Source organism: Streptomyces narbonensis (assembly GCF_014649015.1).
Classification (GTDB): Bacteria; Actinomycetota; Actinomycetes; order Streptomycetales; family Streptomycetaceae; genus Streptomyces; species Streptomyces narbonensis.
Window position 1 is genome coordinate 100,402 of record NZ_BMSF01000006.1, and the last position, 18,585, is coordinate 118,986.

The 18,585-nt window shown below is 68.6% G+C and carries 16 protein-coding genes and 1 tRNA gene; 4 read left to right on the top strand and 13 right to left on the bottom strand.

What is annotated here, in order from left to right; all coding sequences use genetic code 11:
- The first annotated feature begins 30 nt into the window (after positions 1-30).
- Positions 31-903: a hypothetical protein gene (locus tag IE124_RS13160; RefSeq protein WP_189508134.1), complete on the top strand. Its 873-nt coding sequence runs from the start codon at positions 31-33 to the stop codon at positions 901-903.
- Positions 904-1,036: 133 nt separating this feature from the next.
- On the opposite strand, the gene IE124_RS13165 is transcribed toward IE124_RS13160, so the two are convergent.
- The 3 genes from IE124_RS13165 to IE124_RS13175 form a co-directional block, all read right to left on the bottom strand.
- Positions 1,037-1,237 carry a DUF397 domain-containing protein gene (locus IE124_RS13165; protein WP_189507911.1) on the bottom strand — a complete coding sequence of 67 codons (201 nt, stop codon included), beginning with the start codon at positions 1,235-1,237 and terminating at the stop codon, positions 1,037-1,039.
- Between the two features lie 192 nt (positions 1,238-1,429).
- A complete protein-coding gene (locus IE124_RS13170) occupies positions 1,430-2,290 on the bottom strand; it encodes a helix-turn-helix domain-containing protein (RefSeq protein ID WP_189507912.1) in 861 nt (286 codons plus the stop codon).
- 198 nt (positions 2,291-2,488) lie between these two features.
- Entirely contained in the window at positions 2,489-3,190 is a 702-nt protein-coding gene (locus tag IE124_RS13175; protein WP_150269251.1) for a GOLPH3/VPS74 family protein, read from the bottom strand.
- Between the two features lie 162 nt (positions 3,191-3,352).
- Between IE124_RS13175 and IE124_RS13180 the strand changes: the two genes are divergently transcribed.
- Positions 3,353-5,752 (top strand): D-alanyl-D-alanine carboxypeptidase, encoded by a 2,400-nt coding sequence (locus tag IE124_RS13180; RefSeq protein ID WP_229832418.1) that lies wholly within the window; start codon positions 3,353-3,355, stop codon positions 5,750-5,752.
- Between the two features lie 404 nt (positions 5,753-6,156).
- Positions 6,157-7,842: a DUF8823 domain-containing protein gene (locus IE124_RS13185; RefSeq protein WP_229832453.1), complete on the top strand. Its 1,686-nt coding sequence runs from the start codon at positions 6,157-6,159 to the stop codon at positions 7,840-7,842.
- A gap of 3 nt (positions 7,843-7,845) precedes the next feature.
- Here the strand turns inward: IE124_RS13185 and IE124_RS13190 are convergent, their stop codons facing one another.
- The 6 genes from IE124_RS13190 to IE124_RS13215 all read right to left on the bottom strand — a co-directional run bounded on the left by IE124_RS13190 (position 7,846) and on the right by IE124_RS13215 (position 12,489).
- The gene (locus tag IE124_RS13190) at positions 7,846-8,286 is read right to left on the bottom strand and encodes a hypothetical protein (RefSeq protein ID WP_189507914.1); all 441 of its coding nucleotides are present in this window, start codon (positions 8,284-8,286) and stop codon (positions 7,846-7,848) included.
- Between the two features lie 171 nt (positions 8,287-8,457).
- Positions 8,458-8,530: transfer RNA gene (locus tag IE124_RS13195), tRNA-Arg, on the bottom strand.
- A 191-nt stretch (positions 8,531-8,721) separates the two neighbouring features.
- On the bottom strand, positions 8,722-9,642 hold the full coding sequence (locus IE124_RS13200; protein WP_229832419.1) for a hypothetical protein: 921 nt from the start codon (positions 9,640-9,642) through the stop codon (positions 8,722-8,724).
- A 72-nt stretch (positions 9,643-9,714) separates the two neighbouring features.
- Positions 9,715-10,227 carry a hypothetical protein gene (locus IE124_RS13205; RefSeq protein ID WP_189507915.1) on the bottom strand — a complete coding sequence of 171 codons (513 nt, stop codon included), beginning with the start codon at positions 10,225-10,227 and terminating at the stop codon, positions 9,715-9,717.
- On the bottom strand, positions 10,224-11,153 hold the full coding sequence (locus IE124_RS13210; protein ID WP_189507916.1) for a site-specific integrase: 930 nt from the start codon (positions 11,151-11,153) through the stop codon (positions 10,224-10,226). The genes IE124_RS13205 and IE124_RS13210 overlap by 4 nt, the downstream gene beginning before the upstream one ends.
- 241 nt (positions 11,154-11,394) lie before the next feature.
- The gene (locus IE124_RS13215) at positions 11,395-12,489 is read right to left on the bottom strand and encodes a hypothetical protein (protein WP_189507917.1); all 1,095 of its coding nucleotides are present in this window, start codon (positions 12,487-12,489) and stop codon (positions 11,395-11,397) included.
- Positions 12,490-12,927: 438 nt separating this feature from the next.
- Here IE124_RS13215 and IE124_RS13220 point away from each other — a divergent pair, with 438 nt between their 5' ends.
- Positions 12,928-13,278: a helix-turn-helix domain-containing protein gene (locus IE124_RS13220; RefSeq protein WP_229832420.1), complete on the top strand. Its 351-nt coding sequence runs from the start codon at positions 12,928-12,930 to the stop codon at positions 13,276-13,278.
- A gap of 471 nt (positions 13,279-13,749) precedes the next feature.
- On the opposite strand, the gene haaN is transcribed toward IE124_RS13220, so the two are convergent.
- From haaN to haaT, 4 genes are all read right to left on the bottom strand, one after another.
- Positions 13,750-14,229: a cyclophane-containing RiPP N-acetyltransferase HaaN gene (gene haaN, locus IE124_RS13225; RefSeq protein ID WP_189507918.1), complete on the bottom strand. Its 480-nt coding sequence runs from the start codon at positions 14,227-14,229 to the stop codon at positions 13,750-13,752.
- Positions 14,230-14,305: 76 nt separating this feature from the next.
- On the bottom strand, positions 14,306-15,460 hold the full coding sequence (locus IE124_RS13230) for an FxsB family cyclophane-forming radical SAM/SPASM peptide maturase (RefSeq protein ID WP_189507919.1): 1,155 nt from the start codon (positions 15,458-15,460) through the stop codon (positions 14,306-14,308).
- Positions 15,461-15,473: 13 nt separating this feature from the next.
- Entirely contained in the window at positions 15,474-15,665 is a 192-nt protein-coding gene (gene haaA, locus IE124_RS35515; RefSeq protein ID WP_306432399.1) for a HaaA family cyclophane-containing RiPP peptide, read from the bottom strand.
- Positions 15,666-15,772: 107 nt separating this feature from the next.
- Entirely contained in the window at positions 15,773-18,490 is a 2,718-nt protein-coding gene (haaT, locus tag IE124_RS13235) for a cyclophane-containing RiPP biosynthesis TPR protein HaaT (RefSeq protein WP_229832454.1), read from the bottom strand.
- Positions 18,491-18,585: the final 95 nt, after the last annotated feature.

Here is an 18,585-nt window from a genome sequence, read left to right on the forward strand (position 1 = left end):
CGCGTGAGCGAGAGGAGAGAGATGAGCGAGATGAGCGAGAAGAGCGAGAAGAGCGAGAAGAGCGAAGGGCGCGAGACTGGTCCGCTCGCCGAGAGGTACGCGGAGCTGGCCTCCGTGGGGCCGTACGGGGTGCGCCCCGGCCACGCACTGATCACCATGGTCGAACCGCACCCGGGCCATGAATACGCGTACAACCGCTGGTACGAGGACGATCACTACTACGCCGGCGCCATGGCCATGCCCTGGATGTACGCGGGCCGCCGCTGGGTCGCCACCCGCGAGCTCCAGGAGCTGCGCCGCCCGGAGAAGTCCGCCGTCGCCCAACCCGTCACCGCGGGCTGCTACCTCTCCACGTACTGGATCACCGACGGCCGCTACGACGAGCACATGAAGTGGACCGTCGCCATCAACAAGCGGCTCAACCGCGACGCCCGCGTCCACCAGGACCGCACGCACGTCTTCACGGCCTTCCAGGACCACGAGGCCACCGTCTACCGTGACGGAGCGGGCGGTCCGCGGGACTTCCACGCCCTCGACCACCCCTACGCCGGGCTGATCCTCCAGGTCGTCGACGCCGACGGCCCCGAGGCGCGGGCCGAGCTGCTCGAACGGCTGCGGTCACGGGAGCTGCCCGCGCGGCTGGCCGGCTCGCCGGCGGCGATGGTCACGGTCTTCCGGCCGACCCCGCTGCCCGGCGACCGCATGACGTACGTGAAGCAGGTGGAGGGCGTCGACACCCGGCTGACCCTGCTCTGGTTCCTGGAGCGGGACCCGCGCGACTGCTGGGCGGAGCGCTTCGCGGACCTGGAGACCCTCGGGGGCGCCGGGGGCCGGGTGGAGCTGGTGGCACCGTTCGTTCCGACGGTGCCGGGCACGGACCGGTACGTGGACGAACTGCGCTGAGCGGGACGGGAAGGCCCGGAAAGGGCCGAGCCCTCTCGGCCAGGACGGCGGACCGGTCGAGAGGGCTCTTCGGGTACTGCGGGTGATGCTGTGTCGCTTTCGCTGTCGTGGCTGACGGCGGGAGCATCGGGGCTCAGAGGGCCCCGTTGCTCACCTCGCCGACGAAGGCGTTCCACGAGCCCGGTCCGAAAGAGAGGGACGGGCCTTCGGGAGCCTTGGAGTCACGCACCGCGATGGCGGCCATGACGGGGGACTTCACCTCGACGCAGGCGCCGTTCCCGCCCGAGTACGAAGACTTCGTCCACGTGTCCGTAGCACCCTGAAAAATCGCCATTATGCTCAACTCCGGTTCTGCCGAGTGGGGGTGTCGCGCCAACGTTCTTGCCGGCGTGATCGACGCTACTCGCCGGCCCCGCCCTGCGGGACCGGCGTTCACCCGACCGGGTGGCATATTCCAACTGCGCTTCCGTGGGAGCGATCACGCGGTGTACGGTGCCTGGCCCACCCGCTCGCACCCCGTCCCCGATCAGCCCTGAGCGTGCTTCTTGGCCATCTTCGCGATGAACTCACGGGTCTGCTCGACGTTCAGCGCCTGCGCCCTGAGGTGCTCGTACATGACGCTGTACTTGCCGACGTCCTGGGCCTTCTCCAGGTACAGGTCGCTCGTCACGCCCTCGATGTAGACGACGCTGGAGTCGGACGTGTCCGGGAACTCCAGGATCGAGTACTGGCCACTGATCCCGGGGTGCGCGCCCATCTCGAAGGGGATCACCTGCACGGTGACGTGCGGCAGGTGCGACTGCTCGACGAGGTGCTCCAGCTGCTGCACCATCAGCTGCCTGCTGCCGACGATCCGGTGCAGGGCGCCCTCGTCGATGACCGCCCACAGCCGCAGCGGACGCTCCTCGTCCCGGATGCGCTCCTGGCGGCGGGTGCGGACCGTGACGCGCTTGTCGATGTCCGCCGGCGTCGACTCGGGCATCGCGCCGGAGATCACGGCCTCCGCGTACGCGGGGGTCTGGAGCAGTCCGGGGATGATCTGCGACTCGTACATCCGTAGGCTCTCGGCGTCCGTCTCCAGGCCGATGTAGACGCTGTACGGGATGTCGCCGAAGGCGTGCCACCAGCCCTGCTGGCGCGAGTCCTTCGCCATCTGCATGAGCGAGTCGACCATGCGCTCGTCCTCGACCTCGTACACCCCGCAGAGGTCGCGCACGTCGCGCTGGCTGATGGAACGACGGCCGTTCTCGAGGCGGCTGATCTTGGACTGGGAGACGAGAAGGCGCTCGGCGACCTGCTCGGCCGTCATGTTCTTCGCTTCTCGGAGCTTGCGCAGCTCCTGGCCCAATCGGCGTCGCCTGACGGTGGGGTTGACGTTGGACGCCACGGAAACTGCACCTCCGGCTGCTGTCTGCCTGCGTAGCTGTGAGTATCTACCGCTTGGCAGACTGCCACCTGAGGCCGGGTGTGCGCTGGGAAACCGGTACAACGTACGTGTGCGGGGCGGTCGTCACGACCGCCCCGCACACTTGTACGGCTCCCGGATGGTTCCGGTGGTTGCCCGGTACGCGACCCGGACGTCGGCTCAGTGAACCGCCGCACGGGCCATGCTGCCGCGTGGCTGCGCCGGTACGCCCGCTGCGGGCGCACGGCGCGGCTGTGCCGCCGCACCGTTCTGGACGTCCATCACGGCGTGAGCCACGAGGCCGCCCATCGGGTCGTGCCGGATCAGGTCGCGCAGCCGGGACCGCGACGACCGTCCTTCGTTGCCGGGGTACAGGTGCTTCCCGAGACCGACCGCGTGGGCCAGTGCGGCAAGCGCCGCGGTCCGCGGGTCCGGCGGTACGCCGGTGCGGATCGCATTGTCCAGCCGGGAGCGGATCTCCCTGCTGATCGCCGTGTCCGTCGCCTGGTAGCGAGTCGTCGGCAACACCCCGCACATCTGGCCCTCCACGGCATGCACCATGCCGCATCGCTCCAGATGCGAGAGATACGTCTGACGGAGCCCCAGTCGGGGTCCGCCGATCCAATGGACGGCCCGAACCGGGCTGCCACGCCTGCGCAGCAGCTCCAGTGCGGAGTCCAAGGTCGGATCTCCGGTCGGCCGTGGCATCACCACGGCGATACGATCCCCGTCTGGGGCTATCCGTCCTGCCAGAGCCAGCTCCACTAGCTGTGCTCCGGCCAGGCCGAGGTCGAGCGACTGCGGCTGCGCTGTGGTACCCGTGGTCGGGTCCAGAGCGAGCAGCAGAAGCTCCTCCGGAATAGTTCTGCGGCTCCTGCCCATCCATGCCTCCCCGCGTGGATGAATGACAGGGTGACCCCTCTCACATTCATCTGTCGAGAGTGCCTGGGTGGTTCATCCGGGAACCAGTAGGTATGTCGTTCTCGTCTAGCACGGGGGCCAAGGGGTTCACACAGGACACTGGTACACGGTTCGGACGTACGCATGACGCATGGAGGAGGCACGGTGGCGGGCGAGTCCCCCGACAAGGCGGAGCAGCAGGGGTCGTCGGAGGAGACGGCGGCCTCGGGCGGCGGCAGCCGGGATCCGCGGCTCTCCGCACTCCGTGAGGCAGAGTCCGCGCCGGCGGAATCCGCGTCGGATCCGTCGAGGTCGGCGGGGACGGCGGGGGCGGGGTCGTCGGTTCAGGTGGATCAGGCGACGGCCGTGTTCAAGACGCTGGCTCCCCGGACGTCGGAGGACGACGCGCCGAAGCCGGCCACGTCCGCGTCCGCGTCCGCGGACAAGCCGGAGGGCGATCGGCTGAAGGCAGCCGTGGCGGCGTGGGTGGCGTCGGCGGACGACGACGAGCCCGAGGCGCCGGTCGGGTCGGCAGTCGGCGGGAACGCCGACGAGGAGCTCGCGGACGAGGCGGCCGACGAGCAGCCCACCGACGCGGAGCCGATGGTGGAGCCGATCGTCGAGTCGGTCGTCGAGTCGGTCGAGGGTGAGGCCGAGGAGCCGGCCGACGAGCCCGTCGAGGACAAGACGCCGGACGAGTCCTGGTTCGCGGCGCGGAAGTCGAGCGGGGCCGACAAGGCCGACGTGGCCGACATGGCCGACAAGGCCGAGGAGGGCGTGGCCGAGGCCGAGCCCGCCAAGGACGGCCCGGTCGTTGGCGGGCCTGTCGCCGACGCTTCGGCTGTGGACAACGACAACGACAACGACAACGACGTCGACAACGACGTCGACGAACCGGTCGATCAGCCGACCGCCATGTTCAAGATCGTCCGTCCGCCCGTGGCGCCCGTCGTGGACCAGCCGACGACCGCGCTGAAGCTCCCGCAGTCGCTGCGCGAGGACTACGACAGCGAGCGCACGAGCACCTTCGTACCGCTGCGCGCGGACATCCCCGCCGAGCGGAAGGCCGAGCAGGCCCAGGCGGCCCAGCAGGCCCAGGCGTCTTCCCAGGCGCCCGCACCCGCCCCCAAGCCCGCCGCCGGGGCCCCTGAGGCCTCCAAGGCCCCCCAGGCCTTCGGTGCGGCCGCGGAGGCTGCCGCGCCCGTACCGCCGGCGTCCCTCGTCGAGGCGGAGCGGACCCGGCAGCAGCCGCTGCCGCCGCTGCCCCCGCTGGACCTGCTGGCGGAGCTGACGAACACACCGCCGCCGCCGCCGACCGCGCTGCGGACGACCGCGCGCCGGGTGCGGATCTGGACGCCGCTGGTCGTGCTCCTGCTGATCGTCTTTGCGATCGTACAGATGGTCCGGCCGCTGCCCGCGCCCGTTCTGACCCTCTCCGCGTCGCCGACCTTCACCTTCGAGGGCGGCGAGCTGCAGATGCCGTGGCCCAACGAGGGCCAGGGTGCCGTCGAGGTCGAGGGCGTCGGTTCCATGGGTCTGTACGGACCCCAGAAGCCGGCCCCGATCGCGAGCGTCACGAAGACGATGACGGCGTACGTGATCCTGCGCGACCACCCGCTCAAGGGCAGCCAGAACGGCCCCGAGATCGAGATCGACAAGAAGGCCGCCGAGCAGGGCAAGGCCGAGCACGAGTCGACGGCGGCGGTCCAGGAGGGCCAGACCTACACGCAGAAGGAGCTCCTGGAGCTCCTGATGATCCCGTCCGCGAACAACGTGGCCCGGCTGCTCGCGCGCTGGGACGCCGGTTCGGAGGCCGCGTTCGTCGAGAAGATGAACGCCGCCGCGAAGGACCTGGGCATGACCCAGTCCACGTACACCGACCCGTCGGGTCTGCTCGACAGCACCGTGTCGACCCCGCAGGACCAGCTGAAGCTGGCGAAGGCGGTCATGCAGTACGACGTGTTCCGCGAGATCGTGAACATGCCGAACGTGACGGTGGACGGCATCCCCGGCCGGATCGAGAACAACAACAACATCCTGCTCAAGCCGGGTGTGAGCGGCATCAAGACCGGCTCCTCCACGCCCGCCGGCGGCAACCTGCTCTGGGCGGCGAACACCATCGTCGACGGCGAGAACCGCCGCATCCTGGGCATCGTGATGGGCTCGAAGGACGCGGCCGACCTCGGCAAGAAGCTCCAGCTCGCCATCGACAACAGCTACCTGCTGATCCAGCAGGCGCAGAAGGACGTCACGTCCGCCGTCGTGGTCCGCAAGGGCCAGGTCCTCGGCCACATCGACGACGGCCTCGGCGGCCTGACCCCGGTCGTGGCGACGAAGGAGCTCAAGGCCATCGGCTGGCCGGGCCTCAAGGTGAAGCTGGAGCTCACCAACGGCGGCAAGGCCGTGCCGCACGCGGGCAAGGCGGGCGACGTGATCGGCCAGGTGTCCATCGGTACGGGCGTGGGCAAGGTCAGCGCCCCGGTCGCCCTGGAGAAGGACCTGGTGGAGCCGGGCTTCGACAAGAAGCTGACCCGCCTGGGCTGAGCCGGGCAGTCATCCGCTCGGCCGGACGCCCCGGACCTCCGGGGCGTCCGGCTGTTAGCGTTTCCGGGGGGCGAGCAGCACGCGTGACATACGCGAGAAGCGAGACGGAAGCACGGGAAGCACGGGAAAGGGCAGCAGTGACCACCGCTGAGCCGACGCGCGCGGACCGCGCCGACGACCACGCCGACGGCGAGGATCACACCGATGAAGCAGACAGCACCGAACCCCCCGGTGATTCGCCCCCCGGCCCCTCAAGCTCCTCCACTTCCCCCACTTCCCCCTCGCGAATAGTGTTCCCGTCCCAGCGCCCGGCCCCGGAACCCACGGAGGCCAAGGCGCTCCTCGCATCCGTGGCCGACCCGACCGCGGCGCCCCGGCCGCGCCGCAAGCGCCGCTACACGGTCATGGCGGCCACCGGCGTCGCGGCCGTCACCCACGTCCTCTGGTTCTTCTTCTTCGCGAACAGCGGCGGGGACCTGGCGGCGCAGGACGCGTGGGCCGAGTTCGTCGGACGGCACCCGGACTCCGCGTACAACCTCGCCTGGTACGGCGGGATGCACCCGGTCTCGTACAGCGTCGTCTCGCCGTACCTGATGTCGCTGCTCGGCGTGCGCAGCACGATGATGGTCGCCGGGACGCTCTCGGCGGCGCTGACCGCGCTGATCCTGGTGCGCGTGCCGGCGGTGCGCAATCCGATGGCCTGCTCGCTCGCGGCCGTCTTCGCCTTCCTCTGCAACGCGCTCTCGGGCCGGGTCACCTTCGGCCTGGGCATGATGTTCGCGGTGGGCGCGGTCGCGGCCGTGTTCTGCTGGCCGCACCGCTGGCGCCGCAAGCGCTGGGCCAAGGCGGCGGTCGCCGCCCCGCTCGCGGGTCTCGCGACCGCGTGCAGTCCGGTGGCGGGCCTGTTCCTCGGGGTCGCGGCGGCGGCGCTCTTCCTGAACAAGCGACGTCCGGGGGCGTACGCGCTGGGCCTGGCCCCGGTGGCCGTCGTCGCGCTCTCCTCCTGGCTCTTCCCCTTCTCCGGTACGCAGCCGATGGCCTTCGGCTCGACCGCGCTGCCGCTGGCCTTCGGGGCGCTGACCTTCGTCCTCGTACCGAGGGACTGGCGCACGGTCCGCACCGCCGCGGCGGTCTACACGATCGGCACGCTCCTCACCTGGCTGATCGACTCGCAGATCGGCTCGAACATCTCGCGGCTGCCGATGCTCTTCGCGGGCGTCGTGCTGCTCGCGGCCCTGCCGTACACGGCGCCGCGCTCGCGCCGCTGGTACGCGCTGGTGCTGGCCTTCGTCGGGCTGAACTTCTGGATCGGCTTCAAGGGCGTCGACGACGTCATCCGCACCGCCCCGGACGCCTCCTGGGCGCGCGAGCTCGCGCCACTGGTCAACCAGCTCCAGGTGCGGGACGCGGGCAAGGCGCGGGTCGAGGTCGTGCCGGCCTCCAGCCACCGCGAGTCGTCCGCGCTCAGCCCGTACATCAACCTGGCGAGGGGCTGGAACCGTCAGGCGGACATGGAGCGCAACCCGCTCTTCTACGACGACACGCTGAACTCCGTGAACTACGAGGAATGGCTGCACCGCTGGGCCGTCCACTACGTGGTCCTGCCCACCGGCGCCCCCGACTCGGGCGCCGAGCAGGAGGCGGAACTGGTCGGCGAGGGGCTGCCGTACCTGGAGCAGGTCTGGTCGGACGAGAACTGGCGGCTGTACGAGGTCGAGAACCCGACCCCGCTCGCGGACGCGCCGGCGGAGGTGCTGAGCGCGGAGGAGAACGAGGTCGTGATCCGGGTGGGCAGCCCCGGCCGGGTCCAGATCCGCGTCCCGTACTCGCCGTGGCTCGCGCTGATGGACGCGAACGGCGGCAAGATCGAGGCCCCGCAGGAGACCGAGGCCTCGAAGCTGGCCCGCGAGGAGTCGGAGACGGAGCTCGTGAAGGTCTTCGCCAACGAGGAGGGCTGCCTCTTCAAGGCGGAGGCGGACGCGGAGGGCGACGAGTGGACGGAGCTGCTGGCCCCGAAGGCGGGCGTCTACCGCCTGGCGGCCCCGTACAAACTCTCCCGGGGCACGCCGTGCCCGGAGGAGCTCCGCTGACCCTCAGCCCCCGCCACTGATCGAGGCGAGCATCCGCCGCATCCCCGCGGCGTGCCCGCCACTCCGGATGACGAGCACCCGGTAGACCCGCCCGGCCACCCCGGGAAACGCGGCCCGGCTCACGGCCCGCAGCCGCGACCGCCCGTCGGCGAGCTCCTCGATCCGAAAGACCAGGGAGTACGAGGAGTACCGGTGCCGCCCCTCAAGGGCGAGCTCCCGCCCCGGCACGGCCCGAACGACCCGGAACCCGGGAAAGACGGCCCCCTCGGCCAACGGCCGGGGCCCACCGCCCTCCCGGGGCTCGGCCCCCACGACCCGCGCATAGGCCGCGAGCCACGGCCGCGCCAACGCCCGCTCCACCCCGCCCCGCACCCTCACCCACGCCTCGTGGGCCCCGAGCTCGACGATGACGGCATGCTCGTCGACGTACGGCAGTGTCCCCATGAGGCGTAGTCTCCCCGATCCTTGATCCGCGATCCCTGGCGATCCCCGATCCCCCGATCCCCGATCCCCGATCCCCGGTTCCTGATGCGCGATCCCCGATCCGCGCCCCGGATCCGACAGAGGCCCCGCCGTCCACAAGGACGACGGGGCCTCTGACCTGCTACTCCACTGTGCCCCCGGCAGGATTCGAACCTGCGACACCCGCTTTAGGAGAGCGGTGCTCTATCCCCTGAGCTACGAAGGCAGGGATCTGTAGGAAAATGTGCAGGAAATTGCGACGGAGGCCGCAATCCCGGACACATCGGTCCACTGATCCAGCGGTGCGCCAGCGGACTGGCGCGCCGCCGTCAGTGTAGCGGGTGGGGGTGCGCAGGCGAGGGGGTTACCCGCCCAGCGCCTGGAGGGCAGAGGTCCAGCCGCCAGCCAGGCAGCGGCTTACCTATGTGGCCCACCTACGGTGCCAAGGGCGATGGAATTGATCATCCAGGCGAAGCCGAGGTAGATGAGCAGGGCTCCCGGGGCACCGTAGGCCGGCAGGCGCTTGTCCCAGTGGGAGTAGTCGAGGGTGCAGTTGGTGGACTCGCTGTCCTGGCGGAATCCCTTGAGGCGGTCCCCGAGGTCGGTGTTCGGCGGGATCTGGCGGAGGTGCTCGCAGCGGTTGAACTTCGGTCGCTTGGTTCTGGGGTCGAGTGTCCTGTCCTCCTTCGTCTCGTAGACGGGGATCAGCTCGATGTGCGGTCCGTTCCTGCAGGGAATTTCGACTGCGTGGTAGAAGCGGTAGCTGTTCACTCCGGGGCGCACCGGGAGCTCTCGGACGGGGAGCGGCGTGTAGATGGTCTGCCCGTCGACGGAGATGTGCCGTTCGCATGACCGGCCCGCTGCCGCGTAGACGTCGTGGATGCAGTGGTCGTAGCCGTACTTGTTCAGTGGCTTCGGGCTGATTCCGTCGTGCTGTGGTGTGTAGACGACGATTCCCCGGGCGACGAGTCTGGCCCGGTGGGTTCCGCGCCAGGCGGTGTCGAACACGGCGGCGATGACGCCTGGCGCGCGGTCGAGGATCTCGTGGGCGAGGCGCAGGGCCGTGCTCGCCTCCTCCTCCCTGTCCGGATCCTCTTCCGGGGACCGGTGGCGGGCGCCGTCGGCGTTCAGGATGATCCGGCTGTGAGCTCTCTCCGGCAGGCGTACTGAGAAGGAGACGATCTTCTTTCCGTAGACGGCCCTGTCGCCACCCTCGATCTGGATTCCGGCGTCCGGATCGACTCTGCGCCGTCGCATCTTGCCGGTTTTCTCGTCGCGGGTGAACTGCTCGGTCTGGTCCGAAGGGGGTCTGACGACGGTGGCGTCGCCGTTGATCACCTGGCTACGGTCCGGGCGCAACCAGCAGCCGCGGGGTCTCTCCTCCGACAGGTAGCCGAGAGCGATCGCCTGCTAGATCCAGGCGTCCCGGGAAGCTTCACGGAGCTGAGGGAGGGCGTCGAGCATTTTGTGCCGGTACTGCAGCCAGTGATGGCGCTGAGGTCCGGTTTCGGGGAGGGAGTCGGCCTCCACGTCGCCCAGGCACCGGCGTACTCCTTCGCGGACGATTTCCCAGATCGTCTTGTGCTGGAGGTTTGCTTCGGTGGAGCGGGCCGTGTTGAAGACAGAGATGGCGCAGACGTAGATGAGGAAGACGTAGGGCGGATAGTGGGGGGTGCGTCCGCGTGTCCCCGGCCCCTTTCGGGGGAGGACTGCGGTGGCCACCTCGTACAGGGCGGGGTTCGCGACGACGAGCTCCAGCCGTTCGATCTCCGGGATGTTCCGCGCTTCGGGACCCTTGGGTTCGGGATCGAAGCTGGCCGGGCTGAAGATGTCCCGAGGTGTGGGACCAAGGATCCAGTCGGGCTTCTTCTTGGCCTTGGTGGCCTTCTTGAGTTTGCGCGGGGCGCTGGTGGACGGGCTCACGTGTCGGCCTCCTCTGCGGAGGGCCGCCACTGGTAGCCGGCCAGCCGGGCTGCACCATCGAGGGAGGACAGGCCGAAGCGGAGAGCGACGTCGGCGATCTGACCGGTCTGCTCGAAGATCTTCGCGGCGAGCCAGCTCGAGACGTCGCGCGGGGCCGCCGAGCGTCCCTCAGCTGTGATGCCGCCGCTGCGGACGGTTTCGCCGAAGGCGGTGCACACGCTGGCCTGGCGCCGGTAGGCGGGTGAGCCGGCGATGGTGGCGAGGGTTCCGGAGCCGTCCGCGCTTGAGCGCTTGACGATGCAGTCGGCGCGCAGGCGCAGGACTCTGATGCTCCAGTCGTCGTCGAGCGGGCAGTAGCGGGCTGTGGTGTGAGTGGTGCCGCAGGCCCAGACCCGGGCGTGCGGGAGATCGAGGTCGCTGACGGTGGTGTAGCCGATCTCGCCGGTGTGCAGGCCGGAGAGTAGGAGGCCGAGGACGGTGGCGTGCCGAGTCTGGGGCATGCCGCGTTCGGCGTGGAACCGTAGCGCTTCGATATCGCGGTCGGTGAGCGCGCCGGCGGGCCGGGGCGCGGACCGCGGGATCGGCGGAAGGTCGAGCAGCGGGGCTTTCGTCGTCAGGCCGAGGTGCCGGGCTTCCGCGAACAGGGCGTCGACGCCCGACTTGCGGACACGGCGCGTGCTGTCGGCGGGGGTCGTGATCAGTCGCCCCTGCCGGTTGCGTCCTGGCGCGTCCACGAAGGTCTGAGCGACGACGTCCGTGATGTCGTCCAGCCGAGTGATGCTCAGGGCACTGGTGAACCGCAGCAGGCGCTCGCCGACCTTGATATAGGACTCGGCGGTCTGGGCGCTCAGGCGCCCGTGCCGGACGGCCGTGTCCCACTCGCGGACGACGCGAAGGAAAGCCGAGCGGAGGGTGATCCTAGACATGGACGCCTCCCGCTCGCTCACTGGAGTGCCGCTGGACAGCGGTCATGATCACTGGATTCGACGAAACGTATGGGGTGTGCGGCTCAGTCGCGCTACGGTGACTGGTGGCTCTCGCCTTGTGTGAGGGCACGCCAAAGCCCCCTCTCTCGTGGGCTCTTTGCCCGCGGGGAAGTGGTGGGTTTTCGGTGGGGGTCCGGAGGCGCCGAACCGGCCAAGGAATGAGCGCCTCCGGACCCAGCTCTCAGTTGTTCATGGACTCCTTTCGCAGCGGCGCGGCGGAACCCAGCTGCTTGATCAACCGATGGGTGTCGAGCCATTCGCCACGGTCCATCGCTGCGATGGCACCCAGTGGCCACAACGGGACGAGGAGTTCGGCCTTCAGGGGAGCCTCGCTCGTCTGCGCGCGAGCGCTCACCGCAGACAACACAGTGACCAGCCCGGTCACGTGGTCATGCAGGGCGGCGGCCTCGTCGGGATTCATGTGCCACGCCTCGCCCATGCCGAGGTGTGTCGACAGCAGCTTCTCGACGTCCACGTCGGGGCCCAGGCGGGGGTCGGACTCGCCTTCTCTGCGAGGGCCGGGGACGGTTGGCTCGTCCTTGTCTGAACGGCGGGGGGTCTCGGCGTCGGGGTCCGAAGAACACGAGAATCCGGCGTCGCCAGCCGGCTCGCCTGTCTGAGGCTCTTCGGTCGTGGAGGATTGCCCTGGACTCGTCTGCGCGGTGGGCTCCTCGGACGCTGCGGTGCTGCCTGAGGCGGGGGCAACGTGCTCGTACCACCGGATGAGACCGTCGGGCTCCTCGATGAGAAAGCCCGTCGCGACCATCAGATCGAGGAGACGGTCGACCGCCTTTTCATGACCACGAGTTCGTACCTGCCGAAGGAACTTCAGCCTGAGTGCGACCCGGGGTGCGGATCCCTGCTCCAGACGCTCTCGTGCGGATCGTACGAACCACAGTTTCTGCCAGTCCGTGCGGAGGGCGCTCAGCCCCTCTGCCCGGCCGCTTGCCCAGGCGCGGGCGATCTCCTGAGCGCTCAGTGATGGCCTGTAGATGCCCCGAGCGGAGATCTTCTCGACCAGACCGCAGTCGGCCAAGAACTTCATGGAGATCCCGATCCGCCATGGACCGATGTCAGTTGCCTCGTCCAGCGCGCTGACGTGGAACTGCTCGGTGAACCTCCCCGCCGTAGCGATCAGGTCGCAGTACGTCGACGCAGGTACGCGAGGGTGAGGCAGCGGTTTCGCCGGCTCGGCCTGTGCCGAGTGGTGACCTTTGCCAGCCAAGGCGTCCTCCAGGGGCCGTGCGAGAGTTGGTGCGTGCGCAGCGTAGAACACGGTCGTCGCCTGGCGCAGGCAAACTGTGGATCTTGTTGCCAAGCAACACGCCTGCCAGCGGACGGAGTTGGAGCTGCGCTGGCATGTCAGCACCTGCACGCGCCAGGGCGGCGCCCCTAACGACGTCTTCATGGTGCAGCCCGGCGGTGCTGCAGGGGGTGAGGCGTGACGCTAATAACTTGATCCACGCCAGCGCTGGCGGTGGGTTTTGTGTGCCATCTGTGCCGCATGTGGATAGGCCGCTTGAAGCGGCCGTCCCAAGCGTGAGGCGCAGCTCGGTCGCTCGCGAAAGATCACTAAAGATTCCTTTCCGGACCCGCTTCTCTAGGGGTGCTATATCAGTAGCATGGGTGAGGTGGGTCCGCATTCCGAGCGCCCTTCCGTCACACTTGTCAGGTGCCTGGAGGAACGAGACGTGCGCAGAGGCCGAACACATACGTGGTCGGCGGCGAATGGCCGCATGCCATGATGGAGCCGCACCGTGGCGCCCTCGTCGCACAGGCCATCGCCCGGAAACTCGCCCAGGCGATGTCTGACCAAGGGCTGAGCGCCAATGCCCTCGCCCGCAGGAGCGGGGTCAATCGACAGGTGATCGCCAACGTCCTGAACGGCACGGTCTGGGCCGACACGCTGACCGTGATCGACCTGGAAGGTGCCCTGGGTGTGATCCTGTGGCCCGATCACGTGCAGTGGCGCATTCCTGCCCCAGGCGAGGCCCCTAAGGGCTACAGCGACGAGGTGGAGGGCCCGCCCGTCGAAGGCTCAAGCGCACCGGACAGCATGCGATGAGCGATGTCGCCAGGCCTTTTGCCGACGGTCAGATAGGGCGGAAACGCCTGAGGGGAGCCCCCGCCTGGCGAACAAGATGAACACTCATGCCCGTGCCCATGGCAGCTCACGTCACGCTGGCGTCGTCTGGCACTCTTCGCATCGCCGTACCGCCTGCCGAGCAGTGTTTCCTTCCGTCGCGGTCGCCGGGTAGCTGCTGCTCAGTCGGTCCCAGAGTCCGGCTGGAGGTGTGGGGATCCAGCCCCAGCGAGGTGCGGTCACCAGTTCCTCGGTCAGGTGGGTGCAGGCGCCGGGAAGGTGTGCGTACTGCGTCGGGGAGATCAGAATCGTGTCCGCAGGGAAGCGTCGCCTCTCCTGCCGAGGAGAGGCTGCGGGGCGTGCCTTTGGAGCAGATCCGTCGGCCGGGCACGCACAGCCCATTCCGATGACGAAGTCACACCGATCGCAGCGCAGTTCCGCCATGGCTCTGCCTCACCCTTGCGTCGTTCCAGTGTCCACACGATAGACAATCTTCCCGTCGAACTCCGCAAACCCCAACGACTTGTAGAAGGCCCTTGCCTCCGGGTTGTTGCGGTCCGTCATCCATTCGATCCGGCTACACCCGGGGCGTGCAGCGGCCAAGGAGCGAAGCTCGCCCATGAGGCGGGCGCCGACGCCCTGGCGGCGGAGGGTGCCGCGGACATAGAGCTCTTTCAGGAATAGGGAGTGGGAGGAGCCGGCCGCCGGCCAGAGGAACGAGTAGGAGGCGAGCCCGACGAGATCACCAGCCTCGTCCTCGACCAGGAGTGTGGATGCCAGCGGCGGGGAACCGAAGAGCGCCTCCTCCACCTGGGACCGGCGCTCTTCGAGTGCCTGGATCTCGGTCGATCCGTAGAACCGCTCGATCTCCTCGATCAGTTCGGCCAGGGCCACGATGTCGCTCCTGTCGGCGGGGCGGATCGTCACGGTCATCGACTTCTCCTGTCGCTCTCTCATTGCTTCACTCGCTCGTTCCAACGCGTGATCCTGGTGTGGGCACGACTTGTGGCTATGGGGGCGTTGCCGTGTGCAGGGCCCAGTCGTATTGGCGCAAGGAGTCTTGAACGTGCCGGATGAGGTACTCCAGATCCGCGCAGTAGACGGACGGATTCTGATAGCCGCGGTCGGTACTGAAGCGGTGTGGGAGGTAGCCCCCGCCGCACACCTTCACTAGAGGGCAGCTCTGACATTGTTCGGCGAGCGCAGCCATCCCGTATCGCCGATACAGGAGCTTCGGATGGTGAAGGGCTTTGTCGAATGACTGCCTGAAAACGTCGAGTCCCAGCCAGGAGGCGCCTTCTTCGACGGACCGCAGGGTGTCCACGCCTTCGATCGTGCCGTCGGACTCGACCACGATGCTCGTTGGCGGGGCCAGGCCGAGGGACTCCACCGAGCCACGAACGCCGGAGCTCAGCGCCACGATGTCCTCCAGCATCCGCACGCTGTGCCGATGCGCCGGTCGAGCGAGCCAGGCGTCGTAGACGCGGCTCATCCACAGCCCGTACTCGGGCACTCTCCGGTCGTTGCGTCGCGGTGGTTCGTCGTGGGTCCCGTGTGGCAGGCCGAAGTCGATCACAGGCGGATCGAAGGAGGCCAGATAGTCGTGGACCTCGACTGGGTCGTTGGCCAGGTCGACGACGGCAAGTAGTCCCGCGAACAGGTGCGGTCGGGACCGCAGCAGTTCGATCCCTCGTACGGCCGAGGCGGCGCTCGACCGCGAGGCATGCGTCAGCCGGTGCCGGTCATTCGCAGTCGGCGGTCCGTCGAGGCTGACACCCACGACAACCGCGTATCGCTCGAAGATGTCCAGCCACGGTTTCGTGAGAAGCGTCCCGTTGGTCTGAAGCTCGAAATGGACGGCCACATCTGCCAGCACACCTCCCCGTACAGCGCTGAGCAGGTCGGCCATATGCCGCGGTCCGGCAAGTAACGGCTCACCGCCGTGCAGTACGACATGTACGTCCTGCAAGTTATGTGCCGCGGCGTGCTCACCGATCCGCCGCCCCACCGCCTGGGCCACGTCCACGCTCATCCGGGAGGGCAAATGCCGCCATGCCTGGTCCGTGGAATTGAAGACGTAACAGTAGTCGCAGTCGATGTTGCAGCGGTTGGCGACCTTGAGAATGAACGACCGAAAGGGGGTGGTGTCCTTGCGCGGTGTCATCGATCGGCAAGACTTACAGAGGCCAGTTTCCGATCAGCGAAGCCTGGTGACCACCTTCGCCCGTATGGTTCGGCGTGGCCTGCTCGGCCATCAACCGCTGCCGTACGCGGACCGCGACACGGTCCAGGACGGCCGAACCGTGCGCGGGTTGCGCGACGGCAGGCGCCGGGGCGTGCGCTGTAGGAACGGGCGTGCGTGACGGCATTCGACGCTCCTTGATGCAGTACAACGGTGATTGAAGCGGCAGACCCGCACGCAACGTAGCAGCGCCGCCAACTTCGTCGGCATACCTGATCCGGCCACATGCCAGACTCACCCGGCCGGAGACGCAAGCAGCCGCTCGATGGCGTTTGCTGCCCTGCCCGCGCCGATGTGCCGGTATGCGCGGAGCGCTTCACACAGCAACTCTTCGGATCGCGCCCGCTCGCCGGCCAGCAAGTCGCAACGACCGATCCCCTCCAGAGCCCGTGCCTCCTCCAGCGGGCAGCGGATGTCCCGGGCCAGCCTCAGCCCTTGCTCGTAGAATTCGCGTGAGGCGGCCCAGTTGCCGGAGGAGCGCAGCAGCGTTCCCCAATGGTTCAGGACCTCCGCCTCACCGCACCGGTCGCCAAGCTCCCGCAGGATCTCCAGACTTCGCCGGAACGACTCGATGGCACCGTCCAGCTCCCCGGCAACCCCGCGCACCACACCCAGCTCACTCAGCGATGCGGCCTCGCCGCCACGGCTGCCGAGATCGCGGTACGAGTCCAGGGCGTCACCCAACAGTTGGATCGCCTCAGTGACGTTCCCGTCCATGCGGTCCAGTACCCCGAGGTGGCGGATACTGTTCGCGCGGCCGAACCGTTCGCCGAGTTCAGTGAAGTACTCCAACGCCTGGGTGTGTGCCTCCCGCGCTCCGGTGAGATCGTCGGTCAGGCGTTGTACGACTCCGAGCTCGTTGAGGGCGTACGCCTGGTGGACCCGGTCGTCGAGTTCCCGATAGATGTCGAGCGCCTCGCGATGGTGCTGTGCGGCCAGCCCGTACTCGCCCAGGAGACAGTGCACGATGCCGAGATCTCGCAGGGAGTTGGCTTCGCCGTACCGGTCGCCCAGTTCACGGTAGATCGACAGCGCTTCGCTCTGCGCCTCCACCGCCGCGTCGAACCGGCTGGTCTGTCGACGCACCATGCCGAGGTCCGCGAGCGCGTTCGCCTGGCCGAGCCGGTCGCCGAGCTCACGGTAGAGCGCGAGAGCATCGATCTGGGCCCGTGTGGATGCTTCGTTGTCCGCAATCATGTACCAGACGATGCCCACCTGGTTCAGGGCGTCGGCCTTGCCTCGCTTCTCCCTGACCGCCTCGTACTCCGTCACCGCCTCGTTCAGTGCCTCGACGGCCTCGGGGTAGGCCGCCATGAAACGCCGTACGACTCCGAGCTCGGCCAGCGCGTCCGCCAGCGCCCGCCGGTTGCCGGTGTGTCGAGCAGCCTCGGCGGCTGTCCGATGGAGGCCAACGGCCTGGTCCCAGGGGCCCGCCTGGCGGAGGAAGGGTGCCATCGCCGCAGCCATGTGGATTACCAGCTCGTGCAGCGCGAGGTCGTTTGCCCTCCGGATGCAGGCCAGCACGTTGGCCCGCTCGTCCTCCAGCCAACGCAGGGCCGCCGTACGCGACTCGATGGGCGGGGTCTCGACCGGGGAGGCGCCATCCCGAGGTTCTGGGGAGGCAGCGCCACTGCGGCCGATGTGTACGTTCGCGACAGCGAGGCCGGCCAGGTAGTAGGCGCACACGCGCTGAACGGCCTGAACAGGTTCCATGCTGCCTCCCTCGCCGGCGAGACCGCGGGCGTAGTCGCGTAGCAGATCGTGCAGCCGGAAGCGGCTTCCCGGGTGCTCATCGATCAGATGGGCGTCATAGAGCGCGTCGAGCCCCTCGCGCGCTGCCGCCACCGAAACCGAGCCGAGCGCGGCACCGGAGAACACGTCGAGGTCGGTGCCAGAGTAGAGGCCGAGGCACCGGAAGAAGTGTTGCCGCTCTGGTGTGAGGTCCTGGTAGGACAGGTTGAACGTTGCGGCGACTGCACGCTCCCCAGCTCGGAGCTCTCCCAACCGGTCCCGGGTCGCGACCAGACGCGTATGCAGATCTTCGGCGCTCCACGATGGATGATGGCGCAGCCGCGCGGCGAGCAGTGACACCCCGAGTGGCAGATACCCGCACAGCGCTACCAGCTGCTCGAGGATGGCTCGATTGAGAGAGTCAGCTGACCGTCCACTGAGCCGTACGAATAGATCGACCGCGTGTTCCGGGGGTAACGCTTCCACAGGCAGGACCACCTCCTCGTACGCAGCCAGTCGCTTCCGACTGGTCACCAGCACGAGACAGCTGCTCCCGCCAGGCAGCAGGGGCTCCAGCTGCCGATAGCTGGCCGCGTTGTCGAGGATGAGCAGCGCCTTCTTGCCCGCAAGCTGGCTCCGCCACATGGCTGCCCGTGCCTCGGTGACCGCACCCAGGTCGTCGCCGACGGGGATCTGCTGCGCCGGTACCCCGGACGCCGCCAGTAAGGAGGCCAGCGCCTCGGTGGCCTGTACGGGCGGCCTGCCCGTGGTGTGCCCGTTGAGGTTCACGAAGAGCTGGCCGTCCGGAAACCGCTCCGACAGCACATGCCCCGCGTGCACGGCGAACGTCGTCTTCCCTACCCCTGGCATTCCGTCGATCACATGCACAGGCAGCGCTTCGCCACTCTCCTGCGAGTTCTGTACGGACCGCACCAACGCCTCCAGCTCGGCGGTCCGATTGGTGAACGCGGTGGTATCGCGTGGCAGAGACCGCAGCACGAGCGCGGCACCCGGAGGCTCCGCGCCTTCCTCTGGCCGCGGCGCCGGATCAGCGGGACGTTCCGGCGCCCCTGATTCCGACAGCGCCGCAAGAAGCACAGTCAGCCCGACCAAAGCCCCGCCCAGCACAGCGAACGAGAACCAGGCATGGCGCTGCAGCCACCCCAGCCACCCGGGCCACTCCGACTCGGACACCGCGTTCGTGACGAGCCCGACCAGCATCGTCGTCACGGCTCCGCCGGCCGCCACGATGGCGACCGTGATCCCCCGCCGGAGTCTCATGCGCGCGTCGCCCTCAAGTACACACGCTGCCGCCC

Bases quoted from the DNA above. Each gene is read 5' to 3' on its own strand.
- IE124_RS13160 (WP_189508134.1), top strand. From the start codon at position 31: ATGAGCGAGAAGAGCGAGAAGAGCGAGAAGAGCGAAGGGCGCGAGACT.
- IE124_RS13165 (WP_189507911.1), bottom strand. From the start codon at position 1,237: ATGGCGATTTTTCAGGGTGCTACGGACACGTGGACGAAGTCTTCGTAC.
- IE124_RS13175 (WP_150269251.1), bottom strand. From the start codon at position 3,190: ATGGGCAGGAGCCGCAGAACTATTCCGGAGGAGCTTCTGCTGCTCGCT.
- IE124_RS13180 (WP_229832418.1), top strand. From the start codon at position 3,353: ATGACGCATGGAGGAGGCACGGTGGCGGGCGAGTCCCCCGACAAGGCG.
- IE124_RS13185 (WP_229832453.1), top strand. From the start codon at position 6,157: ATGGCGGCCACCGGCGTCGCGGCCGTCACCCACGTCCTCTGGTTCTTC.
- IE124_RS13190 (WP_189507914.1), bottom strand. From the start codon at position 8,286: ATGGGGACACTGCCGTACGTCGACGAGCATGCCGTCATCGTCGAGCTC.
- IE124_RS13210 (WP_189507916.1), bottom strand. From the start codon at position 11,153: ATGTCTAGGATCACCCTCCGCTCGGCTTTCCTTCGCGTCGTCCGCGAG.
- haaN (WP_189507918.1), bottom strand. From the start codon at position 14,229: ATGACCGTGACGATCCGCCCCGCCGACAGGAGCGACATCGTGGCCCTG.
- IE124_RS13230 (WP_189507919.1), bottom strand. From the start codon at position 15,460: ATGACACCGCGCAAGGACACCACCCCCTTTCGGTCGTTCATTCTCAAG.
- haaA (WP_306432399.1), bottom strand. From the start codon at position 15,665: ATGCCGTCACGCACGCCCGTTCCTACAGCGCACGCCCCGGCGCCTGCC.
- haaT (WP_229832454.1), bottom strand. From the start codon at position 18,490: ATGCTGGTCGGGCTCGTCACGAACGCGGTGTCCGAGTCGGAGTGGCCC.